Source organism: Streptomyces sp. NPDC058665, assembly GCF_042714995.1.
GTDB lineage: Bacteria > Actinomycetota > Actinomycetes > Streptomycetales > Streptomycetaceae > Streptomyces.
In genome coordinates, this window is sequence record NZ_JBHXRX010000079.1 from 1 (window position 1) to 16,854 (window position 16,854).

The window sequence follows — 16,854 nt, forward strand, 5'->3', positions numbered from 1 at the left end:
CGGTGCACCGCACGGCGCCGATGTGCCCGCTGGGCGGTTTCCTGTGGGCACTTCGCCAACGCGGCGAGGTGCCGTGCCAGGCGTTCCGGGCCCGGCGAAGATCGCCCGGACAGGACCTAGCCTTGCGGTAGGCGCCGGACGGGCCCGACACGGGCTCGTCCGGCGCCTTCGCCGTTCACGGGTGTCTCACAGACCGGTGTACGGGTGGAAGTCCGGGTCCGCCGGGGGTGCCGGGCAGTCCGGCGCGAACTCCTCGATCGTGTCGAGCGTGTGCCGCAGCATCCGCACCAGCAGATCGCGCGGTATCTCCCGGGGCAGCTCCTCGCGGTGCTCAAGCCATTCGAGGGTCAGCCACTCGACGCTGCTGAGCCAGCCCAGCAGGGCGAGTCTGGCGATCGGCGGGATGTCCTGGCGGCCGTACGCGCCCTCGGCGACGGTGGAGACCAGTCCCGTACGCACGGCGTCGCGGATCGCCTGCACCTGGGTGTCGAAGCCCACACCGCCGGTGATGATCGTGCGGTACGCGGCCTCGTTGAACTCGGCGAACCGGAGATAGGCCTCGACGGTGCGCTGCACGCGCTGGGTGTTGGGCAGGTCGCCGCCGCCCGAAGCGAGCGAGACGAGCTCCATCACCGAGTCCTCGATGATGGCGAGGTAATAGCCGCGCTTGTTCTTGAAGTAGTAGTAGATCAGGCCCTTGGCGACCCCCGCGTGCTGCGCGATGTCGTCCATGGACAGGGCGTCGTACGACGTGTCGGCGAACAACTTACGGCCGGTGGCGATGAGTTCGGAGCGGCGGATCTGGGCCCGCTCGCTCTCGCCACGCTGTTGCCTGTTGTTCAAGTCCGCGCTTCCCAGTCTCGGCCGTCACAGGAGATCCGCAGTATTGCAGACCCGCTGACATGGGCCGGGACCGGCGTCGACGCCCTGTCCGGCGGCTCAGCGCACGCCCACGGCCGCCAGGGCCTTGCGCTGGGCCGCGGTGGGCTCCACGGGCCAGTAGAGGTAACAGACTCCGCCCGTGCCCGAGACGACGGTGCCCGCGGCGTTGTACCGCTTCGTGCGGAGCCAGATGTTCTCCCACTCGCGCCGCTTGTAGATGCGGCGTACGGCCGTGTTGCTCGGTGAGGCCGGGTCGTTGGCGATCACGTCGCCGGCGGCTGTGAAACCGATCACGGTCATCAGATGGCCGGAGGTGCCGTAGCCCGCGCCGGTCAGCTCCTTCTCCAGGAAGGACTGCGAGGTGATGACCGGGATGCCCGCGCGGACCAGCCGCTCGACGTCGGTGAGCGAGCCGAGCCGGGTGACGACGGCGTTCATGTCCCGGTAGCTCGTCGCGTAGGCCGCGTTGAAGGGCCAGTTGCCGCAGCCGTCGTACTGGTAGTCGAACGTGTACCGGGCCGCGTGGCAGACCTGCGGGTCGGCGAAGTCCGGGTTCACCCAGGCCAGGTCGGCCGCGCTGGGCTTACGGCCCCAGTACTCGATGATCATCTGCGAGGAGGTGGGGCTGCACCAGGCCTCGCCGCCGTTGTCGTACTCCGGGTACTGACCGACGTGCGTGTTCTGCGAGTAGCGCGGCACGGTCAGCTCGCGCGTCACCGCGTGCGCCGCGGCCGGGACGGTGAAGCGGTCGGGGATGTCCGAGGCCATCGCGCCGACCCGGTGGACCGTGGGTGTGAGTGTCGTACCCGGCTTGCGGTAGAGCGTCAGACGCAGCTGGTACGACGCGAGGCGCAGACCGCTCGCCGGGTCGTCGACGGAGAAGGTGTCGGTCCAGACGGTGCTGCGGTCGTCCGTCTGGTCGTCGACGGACGTACGGCGGATGTCGCCGTCCCCGGACGCCCAGCGGCCCATCACGTACCAGGGGGTCGCGACACCGTCCGAGTAGGTGCCGCGCAGCTCGGTCTGGATCCAGGTGCCCGTGGGGGTGTCGGCGTTCCAGGAGGCGATGGCCTCGGTGGCCGGGACCGTGGAGCGGTGGACGGGCGAGGTCCAGGTCGCGTACTCCCAGGTGGTGGTCCTGCCGGTGTGCGGGTCTGCGTAGTCGGTGCTGCCCGCGGGGGTGGCGACGACCAGGCCGGACCGGCCGCCGGTCAGGACCTTCGTGCCGTTGCCCGTGCCGCCGCGCCAGTCGGCGGACGAGCTCCAGAAGCGGTTGTCCACGGGAGTGCCCGCCCGGTGGTCGGCGGCCGACGGGCCGGGGCGGGCGGACGGTGCCAAGGAAGCGGACGGCGCGGACGCCATGGCGGGCGCGGCGGCGGAGAGGGCGCCCGCGCCGGCCGCGGCGAGGGCGGTGGCGAGCACCGTACGGCGCGACGCCGAGCTGTTCCGGGACGGAGCTGGGTTGTTCATCGGACCCCCGGGTCACTGGTCTGGTGCACGACAATCCGTCAACTATCCCGGGTCCCGGACGGCTTCTGCCAGCGATTCACCACGCGTCGCCCGACCAATATTGGTCTCCACCAGTGATGCCGATCGTCCCGGGGCCCGGCACGGGTCGGCCCCGGTCTCCGAGCGCCCGCGCAATAGGCTGGCCGGGTGGACGACCTCACCGAAGCCGCCATGACCCTGCGCGCGCTGCCGCCCTCCTGCGGGCCGGTACGCCTGGTCGCGGTCGACGGCCACGCCGGTTCCGGCAAGAGCACCTTCGCCACGCGGCTCGCCGCCGCGCTCGGCGGGGCGCCCGTGCTGCGACTGGACGACCTGGCTACGCACGAGGCGTTCTTCGACTGGACCGGGCGGCTCGCCGAGGATGTGCTCGGACCGCTCTCACGTGGGGCTTCCGCGCGGTACGCGCCGTACGACTGGACCCTGCGGCGCTTCCGCGCGCCCCGCCCGCTGCCCCCCGCGCCGGTCGTACTGATCGAGGGGGTGGGCGCGGGCCGGGCGGCGGTACGGCCGTGGCTGGCGAGGCTGCTGTGGATGGACCGGGGCGCCGAGGAGTCCTGGCAACGGGGCCGTGAGCGCGACGGATCGGCCCTCTCGGCCTTCTGGGACGGCTGGACGCGGGCCGAGACGAGCCATTTCGCGGCTGATCCGTCGCGGCCGTACGCCGATGTGCTGGTACGGGAGTGGCAGGAGGGGTACAAGTGGCTGCCAGTAACTCCTGTGACCGCACCGCAGGACCGCCCTGTCACCCACGGTGAGCAACCGTTTCCTCCGTACTGAGCAGTCGGAAATCAGCCCCGAAGGGGCCTCAACTCGGCTTGACCAAGGGGTGGGACAGGTCTTACGTTCTCAATGTGCGGCTTTTCGGAGCTGCCCAGACGCGAAGCCCCCGGTTGTTCCCCCGTGATCGGGGGCTTCGTTCTGCCCTCTTCGCCACCTCCCCGGCACCGCATCCCACCCAGCGATCACCCTGGGTCACCGGTGCGGGCGGGACGGCTGCGCCCTTAGTCGCGCACCCTCTGCGCAGGTACGATGCATCTTGGTGGGGTCAATTCCCGTCCACGACAAGGTGGTTCAGCACGCTCTGCCGACGGGCGCCCGCCCGGCGGGACATCACGGGGTCATGGTTTGTGGGGGGCCTGATGGACATCGGCACGCAGGGCGCTGGAGCCCCGGCCGATCTCGCGTGGGTGCGTGGTGTGGATGCTTACACGATGGGGGCCTATCCACAGGCGGAGGAGGAGTTCCGGGAGGCCGTACGGCTCGATCCCGGGATGGCGGACGGCTGGCTCGGGCTGCACGCGCTGCGGATCGACACCACGACCGCGCTGCTGCACATGTACCGCCACCGTGACCGCTTCGGCGAACAGCGCTCCCGCCACCGCCGTACGCTCAACTCCTGGTACTGGCTGGGCTGGTGGGTGCAGCCCGTACTGGAGAGCCGGCGCGATCTGCTGCTCGCGCACGCCTCCCACTGGCTCGACGGCCGGCATGTGCCCGAGCTGGACCGGGCGCTCGCAGGACTGCCGCCCGTGGACGCCGATCCGCATGTGCGCTTCCTGCACGCCTGCCGCGCCTATCTGGTCAAGGACTGGGACCAGTTGGTGCGCCACACCGAATCCCTGGTCAACGACCCGCTGCTGGGCATCGAGGCGGGTCTCTTCGGCGGGATGGCGCGCGTCCGGCTGGAGATGTACGGACAGGCCGAGCCCCTGCTCTCGACCTCGCTGATGCGCTGCCGCAGCGAGCAGCCGCAGCGCAAGGAGCTGCGCTACTGGCTGGCCCGCGCGCACGAGGGGACCGGCCGCAGCGCCGCCGCCCTGCCGCTGTACCGGGCCGTGCACCGGATCGATCCCACCTTCATGGACACCGCGGCCCGGCTCGCCGCGATCACGGACTCCGACGGGTACGACGGGGCGGACGACCCGGCCGGTCTCGCCTCGGTCGCGCTGGCCGGCTTCGGCCAGGACACGGTGGACGGGCAGGCCGAGGGCGAGTATCCGCAGGGGCCCGACCCGCGGCCGGGCGTCGACGCGCAGTCCCCGTACGGGGTGGGTGTGCCGCCGGACCCCGTCGACCCGACGGAGGGGATACGGGAGAAGGCGCGGGTACCCGCCCAGGCCCCTCCCCCGCAGTTCCCCGACCGTCCGACGGATCCGGTGCTGCTCGCCGATGCGCTCGCCGAGCTGGAGCGGATGGTCGGTCTGGAGCCGGTCAAGCGGCAGGTCAAGGCGTTGTCCGCGCAGCTCAACATGGCGCGGTTACGGGCCGGCCAGGGGCTGCCCGTCCAGCCGCCGAAACGGCACTTCGTCTTCTCCGGCCCCTCGGGCACCGGGAAGACGACCGTGGCGCGCATCCTCGGCCGGGTCTTCTACGCGCTCGGGCTGCTCGGCGGCGACCATCTGGTGGAGGCCCAACGGGCCGATCTGGTGGGCGAGTTCCTGGGCCAGACGGCGGTGAAGGCGAACGAGCTGATCGACTCGGCGATCGGTGGGGTGCTCTTCGTCGACGAGGCGTACAGCCTCGCCAACTCCGGTTACAGCAAGGGCGACGCGTACGGCGACGAGGCCCTTCAGGTGCTGCTGAAGCGCGCCGAGGACAACCGGAACCAGCTCGTGGTGATACTGGCCGGCTATCCGGAGGGCATGGACCGGCTGCTCGCCACCAACCCCGGGCTCTCGTCGCGCTTCACGACGCGCGTCGACTTCCCCAGCTACCGCCCCCTCGAACTCACCGCGATCGGCGAGGTGCTGGCCGCCGAGAACGACGACGTGTGGGACGAGGAGTCGCTGGACGAGCTGCGCAGCATCAGCGGCCATGTGGTCGACCAGGGCTGGATCGACGAGCTGGGCAACGGCCGCTTCCTGCGCACGCTGTACGAGAAGAGCTGCGCGTACCGCGATCTGCGGCTCTCCGGCTACAGCGGCACCCCGGGCCGCGACGATCTGGCCACGCTGCGGCTGCCGGATCTGATGCAGGCGTACGGCGAGGTGCTGTCGGGCCGGGGACCGGTGAACCGGGGCCCTCAGGAACCGCCGGGTCTGTAGGGCGTGTCCGGCCAGGTCCTGGTACTCAACCGGGACCTCGGCCCCGGGAACCCGGGACCTGGGCGGATCTACTGTGCGGATCTGCCGTCGCGACCGGCGCTGCTCCCGCGCGTACCGGGAGGGCTCGGGGCGACCGGAAGCAATGGGGGAACACAGTGGAATTCAGTGTGCTCGGTCCGGTACGGGTGACCTCGGCGGGGCGGGAGATCCCTGTGCCCGGCCGGAAGCAGCGGACGATGCTCGCCGCCCTGCTGCTGGCGGGCGGGCGGCCCCTGTCCGACGACCGTCTCACGTCGGTGATGTGGGGAGGGCGCGCCCCGGCCACGGTCGGCGCGCAGCTCTGCACGTACGCCTCCCGGCTGCGGACCCGGCTCGGGCCGGCCGCCGAGCTGCGCAGGATGGGGAGCAGTTACCGGCTCGGGGTCATCGACGGGTTCGTGGACGCGGCCGAGTTCGACCGGCTCGCCCGCGCGGGGCACGAGGCGCTGCGCGCGGGCCGGCCGGAAGTGGCGGCGCCGCTCCTGCGCTCCGCGCTGGGGCTCTGGCGCGGGCCCGCTCTCGACGGCGCCACCCAGCAGCTGAGGGACGCCGAGGTGCCCCAGCTGGACGAGGCGCGGACCTCGGCGCTGGAGAGCCGGATCGAGGCCGAGCTGGCTCTCGGTGAGCACCGCGGGCTCGTCCCCGAACTCACCGGCCTGGTCGCCCGATACCCCCTGCGGGAGCGGCTGCGCGCCCAGTGGATGACGGCCCTCTACCGGTGCGAGCGGCAGGCGGAGGCGCTGGCCGCGTACCAGGAGGGCCGCCGGATCCTCGTCGAGGAACTGGGGGTCGATCCCGGGCCCGCGCTGACCGCCACCCACCACGCCGTGCTTCAGGGGCGCCTCGGCCTGAACGCCGTCTGACCGGGCTCCGGCGGCCACTCCGGATAGGGGAAGGACTGGAAGTCCACGTCGAGCCGCGCGGGGTCGCGCGGGAGCCAGTACGCGGCCAGTTTCCGTACCGTGGCCCGGGGCAGGGGCGGGTTGACGTTCTGCTGGTCGGGATCGGCGGTGAGCTGCACGGCGCAGCCGAAGGCGTTGAGCGGGGCGATCTCGGCCCAGCGCCCCGGTGAGATGCCGAGGAACATCATCGCGCGGAGGGTCACGTGCCAGACCGGGTAGCCGCCGGGCGGATCGCCGGTCATCACATGGGGTTTCCCGGTGCGCGGGTCGAAGAGGACGCCCTGGCCGAACCAGCCGAAGGCCTGGGCCAGCCGGTGGTCGTGCCGGCGGTAGACGGCGTCGATCACTTCGAGCTGGACGCGCGAGATCACGGACAGGGGTTCCTTCAGCGGTGTCGCCCAGTCGGTGAAGTCGCGGGGATAGTCGGGCGAGTTGACCATGTCGAGCCAGGTGCGCAGGAGTGTGACGTCCCAGCCCGTGCCGAGGACCGCGATCAGCGCCCGGAAGGCCTCGGTGAACTCCTGCGTCGGGTGGTGGAGGGTGGCTTCGTCGAACAGGTACCAGAACTCGTTGGCCCGCCGGTCGCCGAGCATGCCCGGGACCGGGGGGAGGTCGTCGCCTCCCCGGCCTGATGCTGCCGCCGCTGCCGGGAGGGCGCCCGCCGCTCCCAGCGCCCCGGCCGCGCCGACGCCGAGCGCCGTCCGCAGGATCCGCCGTCGTCCCCGGGCGGGCATCAGCTCATCCCTTCCGGCAGCCAGAACGACTGGAAGTCCTGGTCGAGGCGCTCGACGCCGCGAGGCAGCCAGGAGGCGGCCAGCCGCGCCACGGTCGCGCGCGGCAGTGGCGGATTGACCTTGTCCTGGGCCGGTTTGGCGACGGTCTGGAGGGCCCAGGCCCAGCCGAGGGCGCGTGCGGACAGCTCCCAGCGGCGCGGTTCGATGTCCAGCAGCATCATGGCCCGCAGGACGACGTACCAGGTGTGGTAGGCGCGCGGGGGCTCGTCCCCGACGGTGTTCATGGTGTGGACGAGATACGGGGCGTGGCCGCGCGGGTCGAAGAGCACTCCTTCGCCGAACCAGCCGTAGGCCCTGACCAGTTCGTGGTGGCGATTGCCGTAGTAGGTGTCGGCGACGTCGAGCTGGACGCGCGAGAGCAGTTCGAGCGGTTCTCTGATCGGCTCGACGAACGCCGTGAAGTTGGCCGGGTAGTCGGGCAGCTTGACCAGTTCCCACCACTTCTCGCGCAGGGTGCGTTCGAAGGGCGGCCCCGTGTAGGCGCTGATGGCCGCGTAGGCGTCCGTCACCTCCTGGGAGGCGTCGTAGTAGGTCTTCTCGTCGTAGACGTGCCAGAACTCGTTGGCCCTGCGGTCGCCCCGCATGCCGGGCACGTCGGGGAGCCCGGGATCCCGCCGGCCTGGCGGGGCCGCGGCGGCGGACGGGGCGCCTGCCGCCACCAGCCCGAGTGCGGCGGCGCCGCCCAGTGAGCTCCGGAGGAGCAGTCGTCGGTTGACCTCTGTCGGCACAGTGGGCCGCCCTTCTCCTGAAGACACGCTTTTCCGTCGTGGTCAGGAGCGTAGGAAGGGCGGCTATACGCCTTCCGGTCGTTCCGCTGTGCGGTTTTCTATACGTTCCCGGCCGGGTCAGCCCCGGGTCAGCCTTCGACGGGCCGGCGCGGCGCGGCCGAGACCAGCCCCGTCTCGTAGGCGGCGATGACCAGTTGGGCACGGTCACGGCTGTCGAGCTTGGTCAGCAGATGGCTCACATGGGTCTTCACGGTGGCCACGCTCAGCCGCAGCCGTACGGAGATCTCCGCGTTCGACAGTCCCCGCGCGACAAGGGTGAGGACTTCACGCTCCCGGTCGGTGACCCCGTCGAGCCGCCGGGGCGGCCGGTGGACCGGCTCGGGACCGCTGACGAACTCGGTGATCAGCCGACGGGTCACGGACGGCGCCAGCAACCCTTCGCCGGCGGCGACCACGCGGATGCCGGTGAGCAGGTCGGCGGGCGGTACGTCCTTCAGCAGGAATCCGCTGGCCCCGGCGCGCAGCGCGGCGTAGACGTAACTGTCGAGGTCGAACATGGTCAGCATGAGGACCCGTACGCCCGCGGTCCCGGATGCCCCGCAGATCCGCCGGGTCGCCTCGATGCCGTCCATCTCCGGCATCCGGACGTCCATGAGGACGACGTCGGGGCGTTCCTCGCGGGCGAGATCGACCGCCTGCGCGCCCGTGGCCGCCTCCCCGACGACGGTGAAGCCGGGTTCGTTGTCGACCAGGACCCGGAAGCTGCCGCGCAGCAGCGCCTGGTCGTCGGCGACCAGTACGCGGACCGGTTCGCTCATACCGTCACTCCGCCCGGCCTCGGGGACGGTTCACGGGGAATCCTGGCGGAGACGGCGAAGCCGCCGTCGGCGCGTGCCCCGGCGCTGAAGGCGCCGCCGTACATGGCGACCCGTTCGCGCATGCCGATCAGGCCGTGCCCGCCGCCCGCGGGGGTGCCGGGTGGCATCGGTCCGCCCCGGGGGGCGCGTCCTTCGTCGGTCACGTCGATCCGTACCTCGTGCGCGGTGGTCTCGACGAGGACGTGGCAGTGTGCCGGGGCCGCGTGCCGTGCGGCGTTGGTCAGGGCTTCCTGCACGATGCGGTAGACGGTGAGTCCCATCGCCTCGGGCAGCCGGTCCGTGCCCGTCACCTCCATGTCCACGCGCAGCCCGGCCAGTTCGGCACGCTCGGCGAGTCCGGAGAGTCCTTCGGGGCCGGGGGAGGGACCGAGGTCGGCGGGAGTGCCTGCGCCGTACTCGTCCGAGCGCAGGACGCCGAGCAGATGCCGCATCTCGGTGAGGGCGTCCCTGCTGGTGGTCTCGATGACGCGCAGCGCGTCGGGGACCTCCTCGGGGCGGGTGTTCACGACGTGGTTCGCCACCGCGGCCTTGACCGCGATGACGCCGAGGCTGTGGGCGACGATGTCGTGCAGTTCACGGGCGATGCGCAGGCGCTCCCCCGCCGCCGCGCGCGCGGTGAGCTGGTCGGCGGCGCGGACGGCGTAGGCGCGGCGTTCCCGTACGGCGCTGCCGAGCGCCCAGACACCCGCGATGAGGGTCCAGCCGATCAGGAGCGGTCCAGGTCCGTTCAGCCACCAGTAGGCGGAGGTGGTGTCGGGTTTCGCCGCGATCAGTCCGGCGAGACCGAGCAGCCCGGCCGTGGCGAGGGGCACCGAGTTCCGCACGGGCCTGGCGAGGGCGACCGGGTAGAGGGCGAACGCGACGACGATGAAGGGGTCTTCCACGATGCCGATCAGCAGGGACGCCGACGACGCCGTGAGGACGACCGCCAGGACGGTCAGGGGCCAGAGTCTCCGTACCGTGAGCGGCAGTCCCGAGGCCACGATCAGCGCGTCCGCCACCCAGCCGGGCAGGTCGTGGCGGAGCGGCGCGGGTGGCTGTCCCGCGTGGCGCAGCAGTATGAGCAGGGCCACATAGCCGATCGCCAGCAGGGCGTCCACGGCGAGCAGTTGACGGTATGTCAGGTTTCGGGTGTAGAGGGAGCGGGGTTCCGCACGAGACATCCACCGACCCTAACGGCATCTCCACGGCCCCGCCTCCGTCCACGGAACGTCATCCCCGGGTCGGATTCCCGGCCCTGTACGACGCTCACTCCACCCGGGAGAACCGGCGGGTCGCCGCGGCCAGGGCCACCAGCGCCAGCAGCGCGACCAGACCGACCTCCAGCGGGACCGGCGGGGTCCATCCCCACCACTGCGGACTCGTCCCGCCGCCACCCACCGTCGCCGCGTCCCCCGGGAGCGTGCGGCGCAGCGCGTCGACCGCGTAAGTCATGGGGTTGAGCGTCACCGCCGTACCGAGCCAGCCCGGCAGACCTCCGGCGGGGAACATGGCGCCCGACAGGAAGAAGAGCGGCATCATGCACATGCTCACGGCCACCTGGAAGGTCTCCGGCCGCCGGATGCAGACGGCGGCGACCACGCCCAGCGAGGTGAAGGAGAACGAGATCAGGGCCAGTTCGAGCAGGACCAGCAGGAGTTGGGGGTTGTACGGGACATCGGCGACCCCGGCGAGCAGCAGTACCAGCAGGCCGTACGCCGCACCCGACGTGGCACCGCCGAGACAGATCCCGACCAGGATGGCGCTGCGCCTGACGGGGGCGACCAGCATCTGCCGGAGGTATCCGGAGCGGCGGTCCCAGACGATGGAGGCGCCGACGGCGATGGCGGGCGCCTGCACGGACATCAGCAGGACGCCGGGGAAGAGGAAGGCGCGGAAGTCGCTCAGGGTCTCCTCCTCCATCGCCGCGTTCAGCCCGGTTCCGAGGATGAGCAGGAACATCAGCGGGGTGAGCAGGCTCATGGCGATCCGCACCCGGTTCCGGCTGAACCGGATCGTCTCGCGCCGCCAGAGGACGGAGACGGTCCGCAGGTCCCGGGCCGGGCCTCCGCCGGCGCCGGGCGGCGCGGGCGGTCCCGGTGCGCCGGACGGCGCGGGGGCCGGCCGGTCTTCGGCCGCCGTCGCGGTGCCGTGGGTCGTTATGTCGGCCATGGGCCGTTACCTCCTCGGTGCGAAGGCGGCCGGTCCGGTGGTGGCGTTGTCGGCCTCCCGGATGGTGCGGCCTGTGTAGTGGAGGAACGCGTCGTCCAGCGAGGGCGGGGTGACGGTCACCGAGTGGACGGGGACGGACAGTTCGGCGCAGAGCCGGGGGACGAAGGCGGCGCCGTCGGGGGCCCTGAGGCGTACCCCGTCCGGGCCCGTGTCGGTGTCCAGGCCGAACCGCTCGCGTACGGCACGGGCCGCGGCCTCGTCGTCACCGGTGCGCAGGGTCACCAGATCCGCGCCGACGACCGCCTTGAGTCCTGCGGGGTCGCCCTCGACGACCAGTTCGCCGTTGTCCATGATGGCGATCCGGTCGCAGTGCTCGGCCTCTTCCAGGTGATGGGTCGTCAGGAAGACGGTGATGTCCTGCTCGCGCCTCAGCCGGTGCAGATGGTCCCAGATCGCGACCCGGGTCTGCGGGTCCAGGCCCGTGGTGGGTTCGTCCAGGAACAGCACGCGCGGGGTGTGGAGCAGCCCCCGTGCGATCTCCAGCCGGCGCCGCATCCCGCCGGAGAAGGTCCGTACGGGGCTGTCCGCGCGGTGGGCCAGTTCCACGAGTTCGAGCAGGTCGCCGATGGTCTTCCGGGCCCGTGCGCGGGGGATGCCGAACAGCTCGGCCTGGAACCGCAGGTTCTCCCTGGCGGTCAGTTCGCCGTCGAGCGTGGATTCCTGGAAGACCAGTCCGATCCTGGCGCGCACCTCGGCGGGTTCCTTCGCCACATCGTGACCGGCGACCCGTGCCTCGCCCGCGGAGGGCCTGAGCAGGGTGCAGAGCATGCCGATGGTGGTGCTCTTGCCCGCCCCGTTGGGGCCGAGGAAGCCGTACATCTCCCCTGCGGGCACGGTCAGGTCCAGGTCGACGACCGCCTCACTCGTCCCGTACGTCTTGCGCAGGCCCCGGGTCAGGACCGCGGCTTCGCCGCCCGCCGCCGCGCTCACCGGGGCCGCCCGGCGGGGCAGCGGACGCTGACCATCGTGTGGTAGAGCGAGGTGTCCCCGGGCTCGCCGACCGCGCCGCCCTCCGCCTCGACCCACGCGTGGGCCCGGAACGGCTGGGTGCGGATGCCGGTGCACCAGTCGGGCCACCGGCCGCGCAGTCGGCACAGCAGCACCGTGGCCACCGACCGCTGGAGGCAGCCCTGCCCGGCGCAGCGCGCGCTGACCGATACGACGGCGGTCCTCGCGGCGAGCGCCTGCGCCGCCGTGGCGGGCCGGGTGCCGCGCGCCGTCAACTCCAGGAAACGGCGCAGCCGTTTGGGGGGCATACGTACCAGGGCCCGCGCCGCGACGACCGCGCAGCGGGCCGTGATGTGCCGGTGCCAGACGAGCGGCGACCGGCTCTCCGAGACCACGGGCATGCTCATGCGCGTACCACCAGCCGGGCTTCGGCCAACGCGCCCAGCAGCGCCCGGACATCGGACCCGACGCGCTCCGCGCGGTCCGCGCGCCCGGCGGCCAGGGCCTCGGTGGTCTCCTCGGGCGACCTGCCTTCGAGTGCCAGCCGCAGTACGGCGGCGCCGGTCCGGTTGAGCTGCCAGTAGCGGCCGTCGCGCTGGTCGAGCAGGACCGCGCCGTCCTCGACGTCCTTGACCACGACATCGGGCTGAAGCCGGTATGTCATCGGACTCCTCCTGCCGGTGCGGGGATGTGCGGGGTGGAACTGGGGGAACGCAGCCAGGTCTCGCAGGACAGGGTGGTCTCGAACGGGCCGAGGCCGCGGACGTCGGGCACGGGACTGAGCAGCGCGGTGCGCAGGGCATCCGCGTCGACCAGGCCCCGGTCGGCGAGGCGCAGATCCGCGCAGAGCCCGGCGAGCCGCTCGCGGTTGCGGTAGAGGCCCTCGTACGCCTCCCTGCCGAACGAGCCCTTGTCGCGGCGGTCGAGCACCGCGTCGGGCACCGTGCCCCGCATGGACGCCACGAGCACCGGCTTGTACTTCCCCGGTACGACCCGGTCCCTGACCCGCACCGAGAGCGCGGCCTCCAGTACCCGGTCGTCGAGGAACGGGGCCTCGAACTCCACCCCGTAGGGCCGTAGCGCACGGCTGAGCTGGCGGGCCCCGTGCCCGCTCTGGACCACGACCTCGACGGTCTGGTGCTGCACCCGGTCGCGGTCCAGCGGTGGCGGTTGTGCCGCAGCCGCCTCGCGGAGCCGGCGCCGTACGGACTCGACCGCGTCGCGCGTCACCCAGGGGGGCATCCGCGGGTCGCCGCGGCCCCAGCTCACGGGCGGGTGGAACCGGGGCGGCTGCGGGGCGTCGAGCTGCCGGGCCGCCAGGTCCAGCGAGTGCGCGAACGAGGTGCGGTCGGCGACGCTGCGCACCGTCGTGGCCAGGCTCCATCGGTTGACCGCGCCGAACCGGTGGGCCATCCGGATGCCGAGCAGCGGATTGCGGCGGATCAGCGACCAGGCGAACAGCGGTGCGACGCCGAACAGTTCGTCGCCGCCGAGCCCGATGAGATGGACCGCAGCGCCGTCGCCGGCGGCGTCCTGTGCCAGCTGTTCCATGTGCGCGCGGTTGCGGCTGAAGAGGAGCGGGCCCTCCACGTCGTCGCGGCCGGTGGCCCGCCGCGCCTGCGCGTCGTACCAGTCGGGCGCGTCCTTCGTCTCGACGAACCGGTGTCTGGCGGAGGGCAGGGACGCGGCGGCGATGCGGGCCCACTCGGTGTCGGCGTTTGCCTCGTCCCTGGGCTTCCAGTGGTTGGTGACCAGGGGGATGTCCGAGGCGGCGGCCAGGAAACAGAGACTGGTGGAGTCGAGCCCTCCGGAGAGGTCGGCGCTGAGGACGTCCTGGCCGTGGGCGCGGGCCGCGACGGAGTCGGCCAGCGCGTCGCGTATCGTCCCGGCCGCCTCCGAGAGAGGAACCTCGGCGGCGGGCGGCGACCACCAGTGCCTGGAGCGGTGGGTGCCGTCGGGCAGGACCTCCAGCCAGTGGCCGACGCCCAGGGACTCGACGCCCTGCCAGAGCGGACGGGACGTCAGCGGGTGCGGGATCGGCTGGAGCAACTGAAGGGCCAGGGCGTCGTCGTCGATCCGCGCACCGGTCAGCGTGACGAGGCCGGCGGGACTGTCCGCCGCCACTGTCACGCCGTGGACCGTGGTGTGGAAGACCTGGCGGGCGGTGGACAGCGATCCCTGCGTACGGGTCCGTCCGTCGAAGGAGGCCGCCAGATGGAAACTGCCCGGCAGACTCCGCGCCAGGGCGTCGAGACCGTCCGGCGAACTCGCCCCGCGCAGCGCCCTGGTGGCGGCCCCGGCGTCGGCGCGGGTGTGCCCCAGCAGCGCGAGCGACCGGGTCCCGGACGTGATGAGGGTGCACTGCCCGTCGTCCCAGTCCCCCACCAGCCAGGGGCGGCCCGACGCGTGCGGGACGACGCGGAGGCCGGGGCGTGCGGCGGCCCGGACGACGGGCTCGGCGGACCGGCAGTCAGGAAGGATCAGAAACTCCATGTGTCCTTCTCCGGAGTACGGACTCCCCCGCGGTGGACGGGGAGTGGCGGGAGCGGGAAGAGCGGCGGTGCGGACCCGTGTGTCACGGTGGGGCCGCACCGCCGCCTCAGAGCCTGTCGGGTGGCCTTCGATCGGATAGCGGACGCGGTCTGGTGCGCGCGATTCCAAGGCGCCGGGATGCCCTTGTAGCGGAGCTACTTGGGCATTTCGGCAACGCGGGAAGCGTGCGTGCCAGGGCGTGGACGCCCGATCAGAGGTCACCCGACAGGCTCTCGGCCGCGTGGAACCGATCGCGCGGCCGGGTGTCGCACGCTCAGCAGAACCAGGCGTCTCCGGTGAAGACGTCCTGGCAGTCCGCGGGGCCGAGCCCCAGCGTCAGCTCCTCGAAGTCACCGACCTCGACGAGCAGCGGCGGCTCGTAGATCTCCTCATGTGCGGTCATGTCCCACCATCCTTGGTGTCGCGGGTGTTGGGAGCGGTCTCCCGCAGGGCGGGTCACCGCTCCTCCGAGCGCCCTCAACGTAGGCGGCCCGCGGTCCCGGGCTCCTGGGCACGAGGTCCCGTCCGCGTCCCGCGCCCGGTGGCCGTCAGGCGTCGCGCCGCCTGATGGCCACGAGGCCCGCGAGCACCGACAGCACGGTCCAGGCCAGCAGCACCAGCAGTCCGCTCCAGGGGCCGAGCACGGTGTCGTCCGGCGGCGTCGTACGCAGGACGATCCCGCCGGCGGCGTCGGGCAGGAACTGTGCGACCGTCTTCACCTTCGGCAGGTTGTTCAGGATCTCCGACACGATGAAGAACAGCGGGACCAGGATGCCCAGCGTCAGCGAGGGGCTGCGCAGGACCGTCGCCAGCCCCATGGAGAAGGCGCAGAGCAGCGTCATGTAGATGACCGAGCCCACGATCGCGCGGAGCGCCCCGTCGTCGGTCACCGACACGTTGAGCCGGCTGCCGATCGCCGCCTGCGCGGTGAAGAACGTGACCACCACGACGACGGCGGAGACGCCCAGCGCGAGCGCCGTACCGGTCAGCACCTTCGCCGCGTAGAAGAGTCCGCGCCGGGGCACCGCGGCGAGCGAGGCACGGATGGTGCCCGTCGTGTACTCGGTGCTGACCATGAGCACACCGAAGACGACGAGGGCGATCATGCTGAGGCGCAGCCCGTTGAAACCCGAGCCGATCGGGTCGAAAGACGCCTTGCCCTCCGCGCTCATGTCGTCGTACGCGCCCCTCAGGAAGACGCCGAAGAGCAGCGCGATCGCGACGCTGAGGAGAAGGCAGAGGACCCAGCTCCACACCAGTTGGCGCAGGGTGCGGACCTTGGTCCATTCGAAGGCGACGGCCGCCCGTGCGGATGCCGTACTCACCGGGACTCCTCCTCGGCCAGGGGCGCCGGGGTCCCGCTGTCCGCCCGGAACTCCACCGCGTCCGCCGTCAGTCGCATGAACGCCTCCTCCAGTGAGGCCGTCTGGGGGCTGACCTCGTGAACGACCACCCCGTTCCCGGCGATCAGCTCGCCCACCGTCTCCAGGGAGACCCCGGACGCCTCCAGCGTCCCGTCGGGTCCCTCCCCCGTCATGACGCCCGCCGTGGCGAGTACGTCCCTCATCCGCTCCCGCTCGGGGGTGCGGATCCTGATGTACGAACGGGAGTTGCGCGCGATGAAGGTCTCCACGTCGGTGTCGGCGAGCAGCCGGCCCCGCCCGATGACGATCAGGTGCTCGGCGGTCAGCGCCATCTCGCTCATCAGATGGCTGGAGACGAAGACCGTACGGCCCTCGGCCGCGAGCCGCTTCATGAGCCCGCGGATCCACAGGATGCCCTCAGGATCAAGGCCGTTGACCGGTTCGTCGAGGAGCAGGACGGGAGGATCGCCGAGCAGCGACGCCGCGACGCCGAGGCGCTGCGCCATGCCCAGCGAGAAGCCGCCCGTCCGCTTGTCCGCCGCGTCGTCCAGCCCCGTCATGCCGATGACCTCACGCACCCGGGCGCGTGGGATGCGGTTGCTGCGCGCGAGCCCGAGCAGATGCCCGTACGCCGTCCGGCTGCCGTGCAGCCCTCTGGCGTCCAGCAGCGCGCCGACGGAACACAGCGGCCGGGGGATGTCCCGGTAGGGCCGGCCGTCGATGAGGGCCCGGCCGGAGGTGGGCCGGTCCAGGCCGAGCAGGCTGCGCATGGTGGTGGACTTGCCGGCGCCGTTGGGCCCGAGGAATCCGGTCACATGCCCGGGACCGACCCGGAAGCTCAGACCGTCGACGGCGACCGTGTCCCCGTAACGCTTCGTCAGTTCTTCAACCTCGATCATGCCCGTCACGCTCTCGTGGAGCGCGTGACGGCACATCGGGCCGGAGAATGTCATCCCCGGGACCGAGCCCGCCCGGCGGAGCCGGGCGGGCCCGGGGAACGCGAAACAGCGGCGGAGGGAAGCC

17 protein-coding genes are annotated in these 16,854 nt (G+C 72.0%); 3 read left to right on the plus strand and 14 right to left on the minus strand.

Features of this window, described 5'->3' with window-relative positions; all coding sequences use genetic code 11:
- Positions 1-186 precede the first annotated feature (186 nt).
- Together ACFWV8_RS33620 and ACFWV8_RS33625 are read right to left on the minus strand one after the other, a co-directional pair.
- Positions 187-843, minus strand: coding sequence for a TetR/AcrR family transcriptional regulator (locus ACFWV8_RS33620; RefSeq protein ID WP_384213177.1), 657 nt, complete (start codon positions 841-843; stop codon positions 187-189).
- 96 nt (positions 844-939) lie between these two features.
- Positions 940-2,352, minus strand: a complete 1,413-nt coding sequence (locus ACFWV8_RS33625; RefSeq protein WP_384213180.1) for a peptidase C39 family protein — start codon at positions 2,350-2,352, stop codon at positions 940-942.
- Between the two features lie 186 nt (positions 2,353-2,538).
- On the opposite strand from ACFWV8_RS33625, the gene ACFWV8_RS33630 reads away from it, so the two are divergent.
- The 3 genes from ACFWV8_RS33630 to ACFWV8_RS33640 all read left to right on the plus strand — a co-directional run bounded on the left by ACFWV8_RS33630 (position 2,539) and on the right by ACFWV8_RS33640 (position 6,337).
- Complete coding sequence (locus ACFWV8_RS33630) at positions 2,539-3,168, plus strand: uridine kinase (RefSeq protein WP_384213182.1); 630 nt, start codon at positions 2,539-2,541, stop codon at positions 3,166-3,168.
- A gap of 362 nt (positions 3,169-3,530) precedes the next feature.
- Positions 3,531-5,435, plus strand: a complete 1,905-nt coding sequence (locus ACFWV8_RS33635; RefSeq protein WP_384213185.1) for an AAA family ATPase — start codon at positions 3,531-3,533, stop codon at positions 5,433-5,435.
- Between the two features lie 155 nt (positions 5,436-5,590).
- Positions 5,591-6,337, plus strand: coding sequence for a BTAD domain-containing putative transcriptional regulator (locus ACFWV8_RS33640; RefSeq protein ID WP_384213190.1), 747 nt, complete (start codon positions 5,591-5,593; stop codon positions 6,335-6,337).
- On the opposite strand, the gene ACFWV8_RS33645 is transcribed toward ACFWV8_RS33640, so the two are convergent.
- The 12 genes from ACFWV8_RS33645 to ACFWV8_RS33700 all read right to left on the minus strand — a co-directional run bounded on the left by ACFWV8_RS33645 (position 6,307) and on the right by ACFWV8_RS33700 (position 16,730).
- Entirely contained in the window at positions 6,307-7,110 is an 804-nt protein-coding gene (locus ACFWV8_RS33645) for a hypothetical protein (RefSeq protein ID WP_384213193.1), read from the minus strand. The genes ACFWV8_RS33640 and ACFWV8_RS33645 overlap by 31 nt on opposite strands.
- Positions 7,110-7,898, minus strand: a complete 789-nt coding sequence (locus ACFWV8_RS33650; protein ID WP_384213196.1) for a hypothetical protein — start codon at positions 7,896-7,898, stop codon at positions 7,110-7,112. The genes ACFWV8_RS33645 and ACFWV8_RS33650 overlap by 1 nt, the downstream gene beginning before the upstream one ends.
- Before the next feature lie 128 nt (positions 7,899-8,026).
- Positions 8,027-8,716 (minus strand): response regulator, encoded by a 690-nt coding sequence (locus ACFWV8_RS33655; RefSeq protein ID WP_384213198.1) that lies wholly within the window; start codon positions 8,714-8,716, stop codon positions 8,027-8,029.
- A complete protein-coding gene (locus tag ACFWV8_RS33660) occupies positions 8,713-9,939 on the minus strand; it encodes a sensor histidine kinase (RefSeq protein ID WP_384213201.1) in 1,227 nt (408 codons plus the stop codon). The genes ACFWV8_RS33655 and ACFWV8_RS33660 overlap by 4 nt, the downstream gene beginning before the upstream one ends.
- A gap of 85 nt (positions 9,940-10,024) precedes the next feature.
- Positions 10,025-10,927, minus strand: a complete 903-nt coding sequence (locus tag ACFWV8_RS33665; protein WP_384213203.1) for an ABC transporter permease — start codon at positions 10,925-10,927, stop codon at positions 10,025-10,027.
- A gap of 6 nt (positions 10,928-10,933) precedes the next feature.
- On the minus strand, positions 10,934-11,917 hold the full coding sequence (locus ACFWV8_RS33670) for an ATP-binding cassette domain-containing protein (protein WP_384213206.1): 984 nt from the start codon (positions 11,915-11,917) through the stop codon (positions 10,934-10,936).
- Entirely contained in the window at positions 11,914-12,342 is a 429-nt protein-coding gene (locus tag ACFWV8_RS33675) for a lasso peptide biosynthesis B2 protein (RefSeq protein ID WP_384213209.1), read from the minus strand. Before ACFWV8_RS33675 ends, ACFWV8_RS33670 begins: the two co-directional genes overlap by 4 nt.
- Positions 12,339-12,599 (minus strand): lasso peptide biosynthesis PqqD family chaperone, encoded by a 261-nt coding sequence (locus tag ACFWV8_RS33680; RefSeq protein ID WP_329390026.1) that lies wholly within the window; start codon positions 12,597-12,599, stop codon positions 12,339-12,341. Before ACFWV8_RS33680 ends, ACFWV8_RS33675 begins: the two co-directional genes overlap by 4 nt.
- Positions 12,596-14,428 carry an asparagine synthase-related protein gene (locus ACFWV8_RS33685; RefSeq protein ID WP_384213213.1) on the minus strand — a complete coding sequence of 611 codons (1,833 nt, stop codon included), beginning with the start codon at positions 14,426-14,428 and terminating at the stop codon, positions 12,596-12,598. Before ACFWV8_RS33685 ends, ACFWV8_RS33680 begins: the two co-directional genes overlap by 4 nt.
- Positions 14,429-14,741: 313 nt before the next feature.
- Positions 14,742-14,870: a lasso RiPP family leader peptide-containing protein gene (locus tag ACFWV8_RS33690; RefSeq protein ID WP_329390022.1), complete on the minus strand. Its 129-nt coding sequence runs from the start codon at positions 14,868-14,870 to the stop codon at positions 14,742-14,744.
- A 145-nt stretch (positions 14,871-15,015) separates the two neighbouring features.
- On the minus strand, positions 15,016-15,792 hold the full coding sequence (locus ACFWV8_RS33695; RefSeq protein ID WP_384213218.1) for an ABC transporter permease subunit: 777 nt from the start codon (positions 15,790-15,792) through the stop codon (positions 15,016-15,018).
- Positions 15,789-16,730: an ABC transporter ATP-binding protein gene (locus ACFWV8_RS33700; protein ID WP_384213220.1), complete on the minus strand. Its 942-nt coding sequence runs from the start codon at positions 16,728-16,730 to the stop codon at positions 15,789-15,791. Before ACFWV8_RS33700 ends, ACFWV8_RS33695 begins: the two co-directional genes overlap by 4 nt.
- Between the last annotated feature and the right edge of the window lie 124 nt (positions 16,731-16,854).

Bases quoted from the DNA above. Each gene is read 5' to 3' on its own strand.
- ACFWV8_RS33625 (WP_384213180.1), bottom strand. From the start codon at position 2,352: ATGAACAACCCAGCTCCGTCCCGGAACAGCTCGGCGTCGCGCCGTACG.
- ACFWV8_RS33635 (WP_384213185.1), top strand. From the start codon at position 3,531: ATGGACATCGGCACGCAGGGCGCTGGAGCCCCGGCCGATCTCGCGTGG.
- ACFWV8_RS33645 (WP_384213193.1), bottom strand. From the start codon at position 7,110: ATGCCCGCCCGGGGACGACGGCGGATCCTGCGGACGGCGCTCGGCGTC.
- ACFWV8_RS33655 (WP_384213198.1), bottom strand. From the start codon at position 8,716: ATGAGCGAACCGGTCCGCGTACTGGTCGCCGACGACCAGGCGCTGCTG.
- ACFWV8_RS33660 (WP_384213201.1), bottom strand. From the start codon at position 9,939: ATGTCTCGTGCGGAACCCCGCTCCCTCTACACCCGAAACCTGACATAC.
- ACFWV8_RS33665 (WP_384213203.1), bottom strand. From the start codon at position 10,927: ATGGCCGACATAACGACCCACGGCACCGCGACGGCGGCCGAAGACCGG.
- ACFWV8_RS33675 (WP_384213209.1), bottom strand. From the start codon at position 12,342: ATGAGCATGCCCGTGGTCTCGGAGAGCCGGTCGCCGCTCGTCTGGCAC.
- ACFWV8_RS33680 (WP_329390026.1), bottom strand. From the start codon at position 12,599: ATGACATACCGGCTTCAGCCCGATGTCGTGGTCAAGGACGTCGAGGAC.
- ACFWV8_RS33685 (WP_384213213.1), bottom strand. From the start codon at position 14,428: ATGGAGTTTCTGATCCTTCCTGACTGCCGGTCCGCCGAGCCCGTCGTC.
- ACFWV8_RS33690 (WP_329390022.1), bottom strand. From the start codon at position 14,870: ATGACCGCACATGAGGAGATCTACGAGCCGCCGCTGCTCGTCGAGGTC.
- ACFWV8_RS33700 (WP_384213220.1), bottom strand. From the start codon at position 16,730: ATGATCGAGGTTGAAGAACTGACGAAGCGTTACGGGGACACGGTCGCC.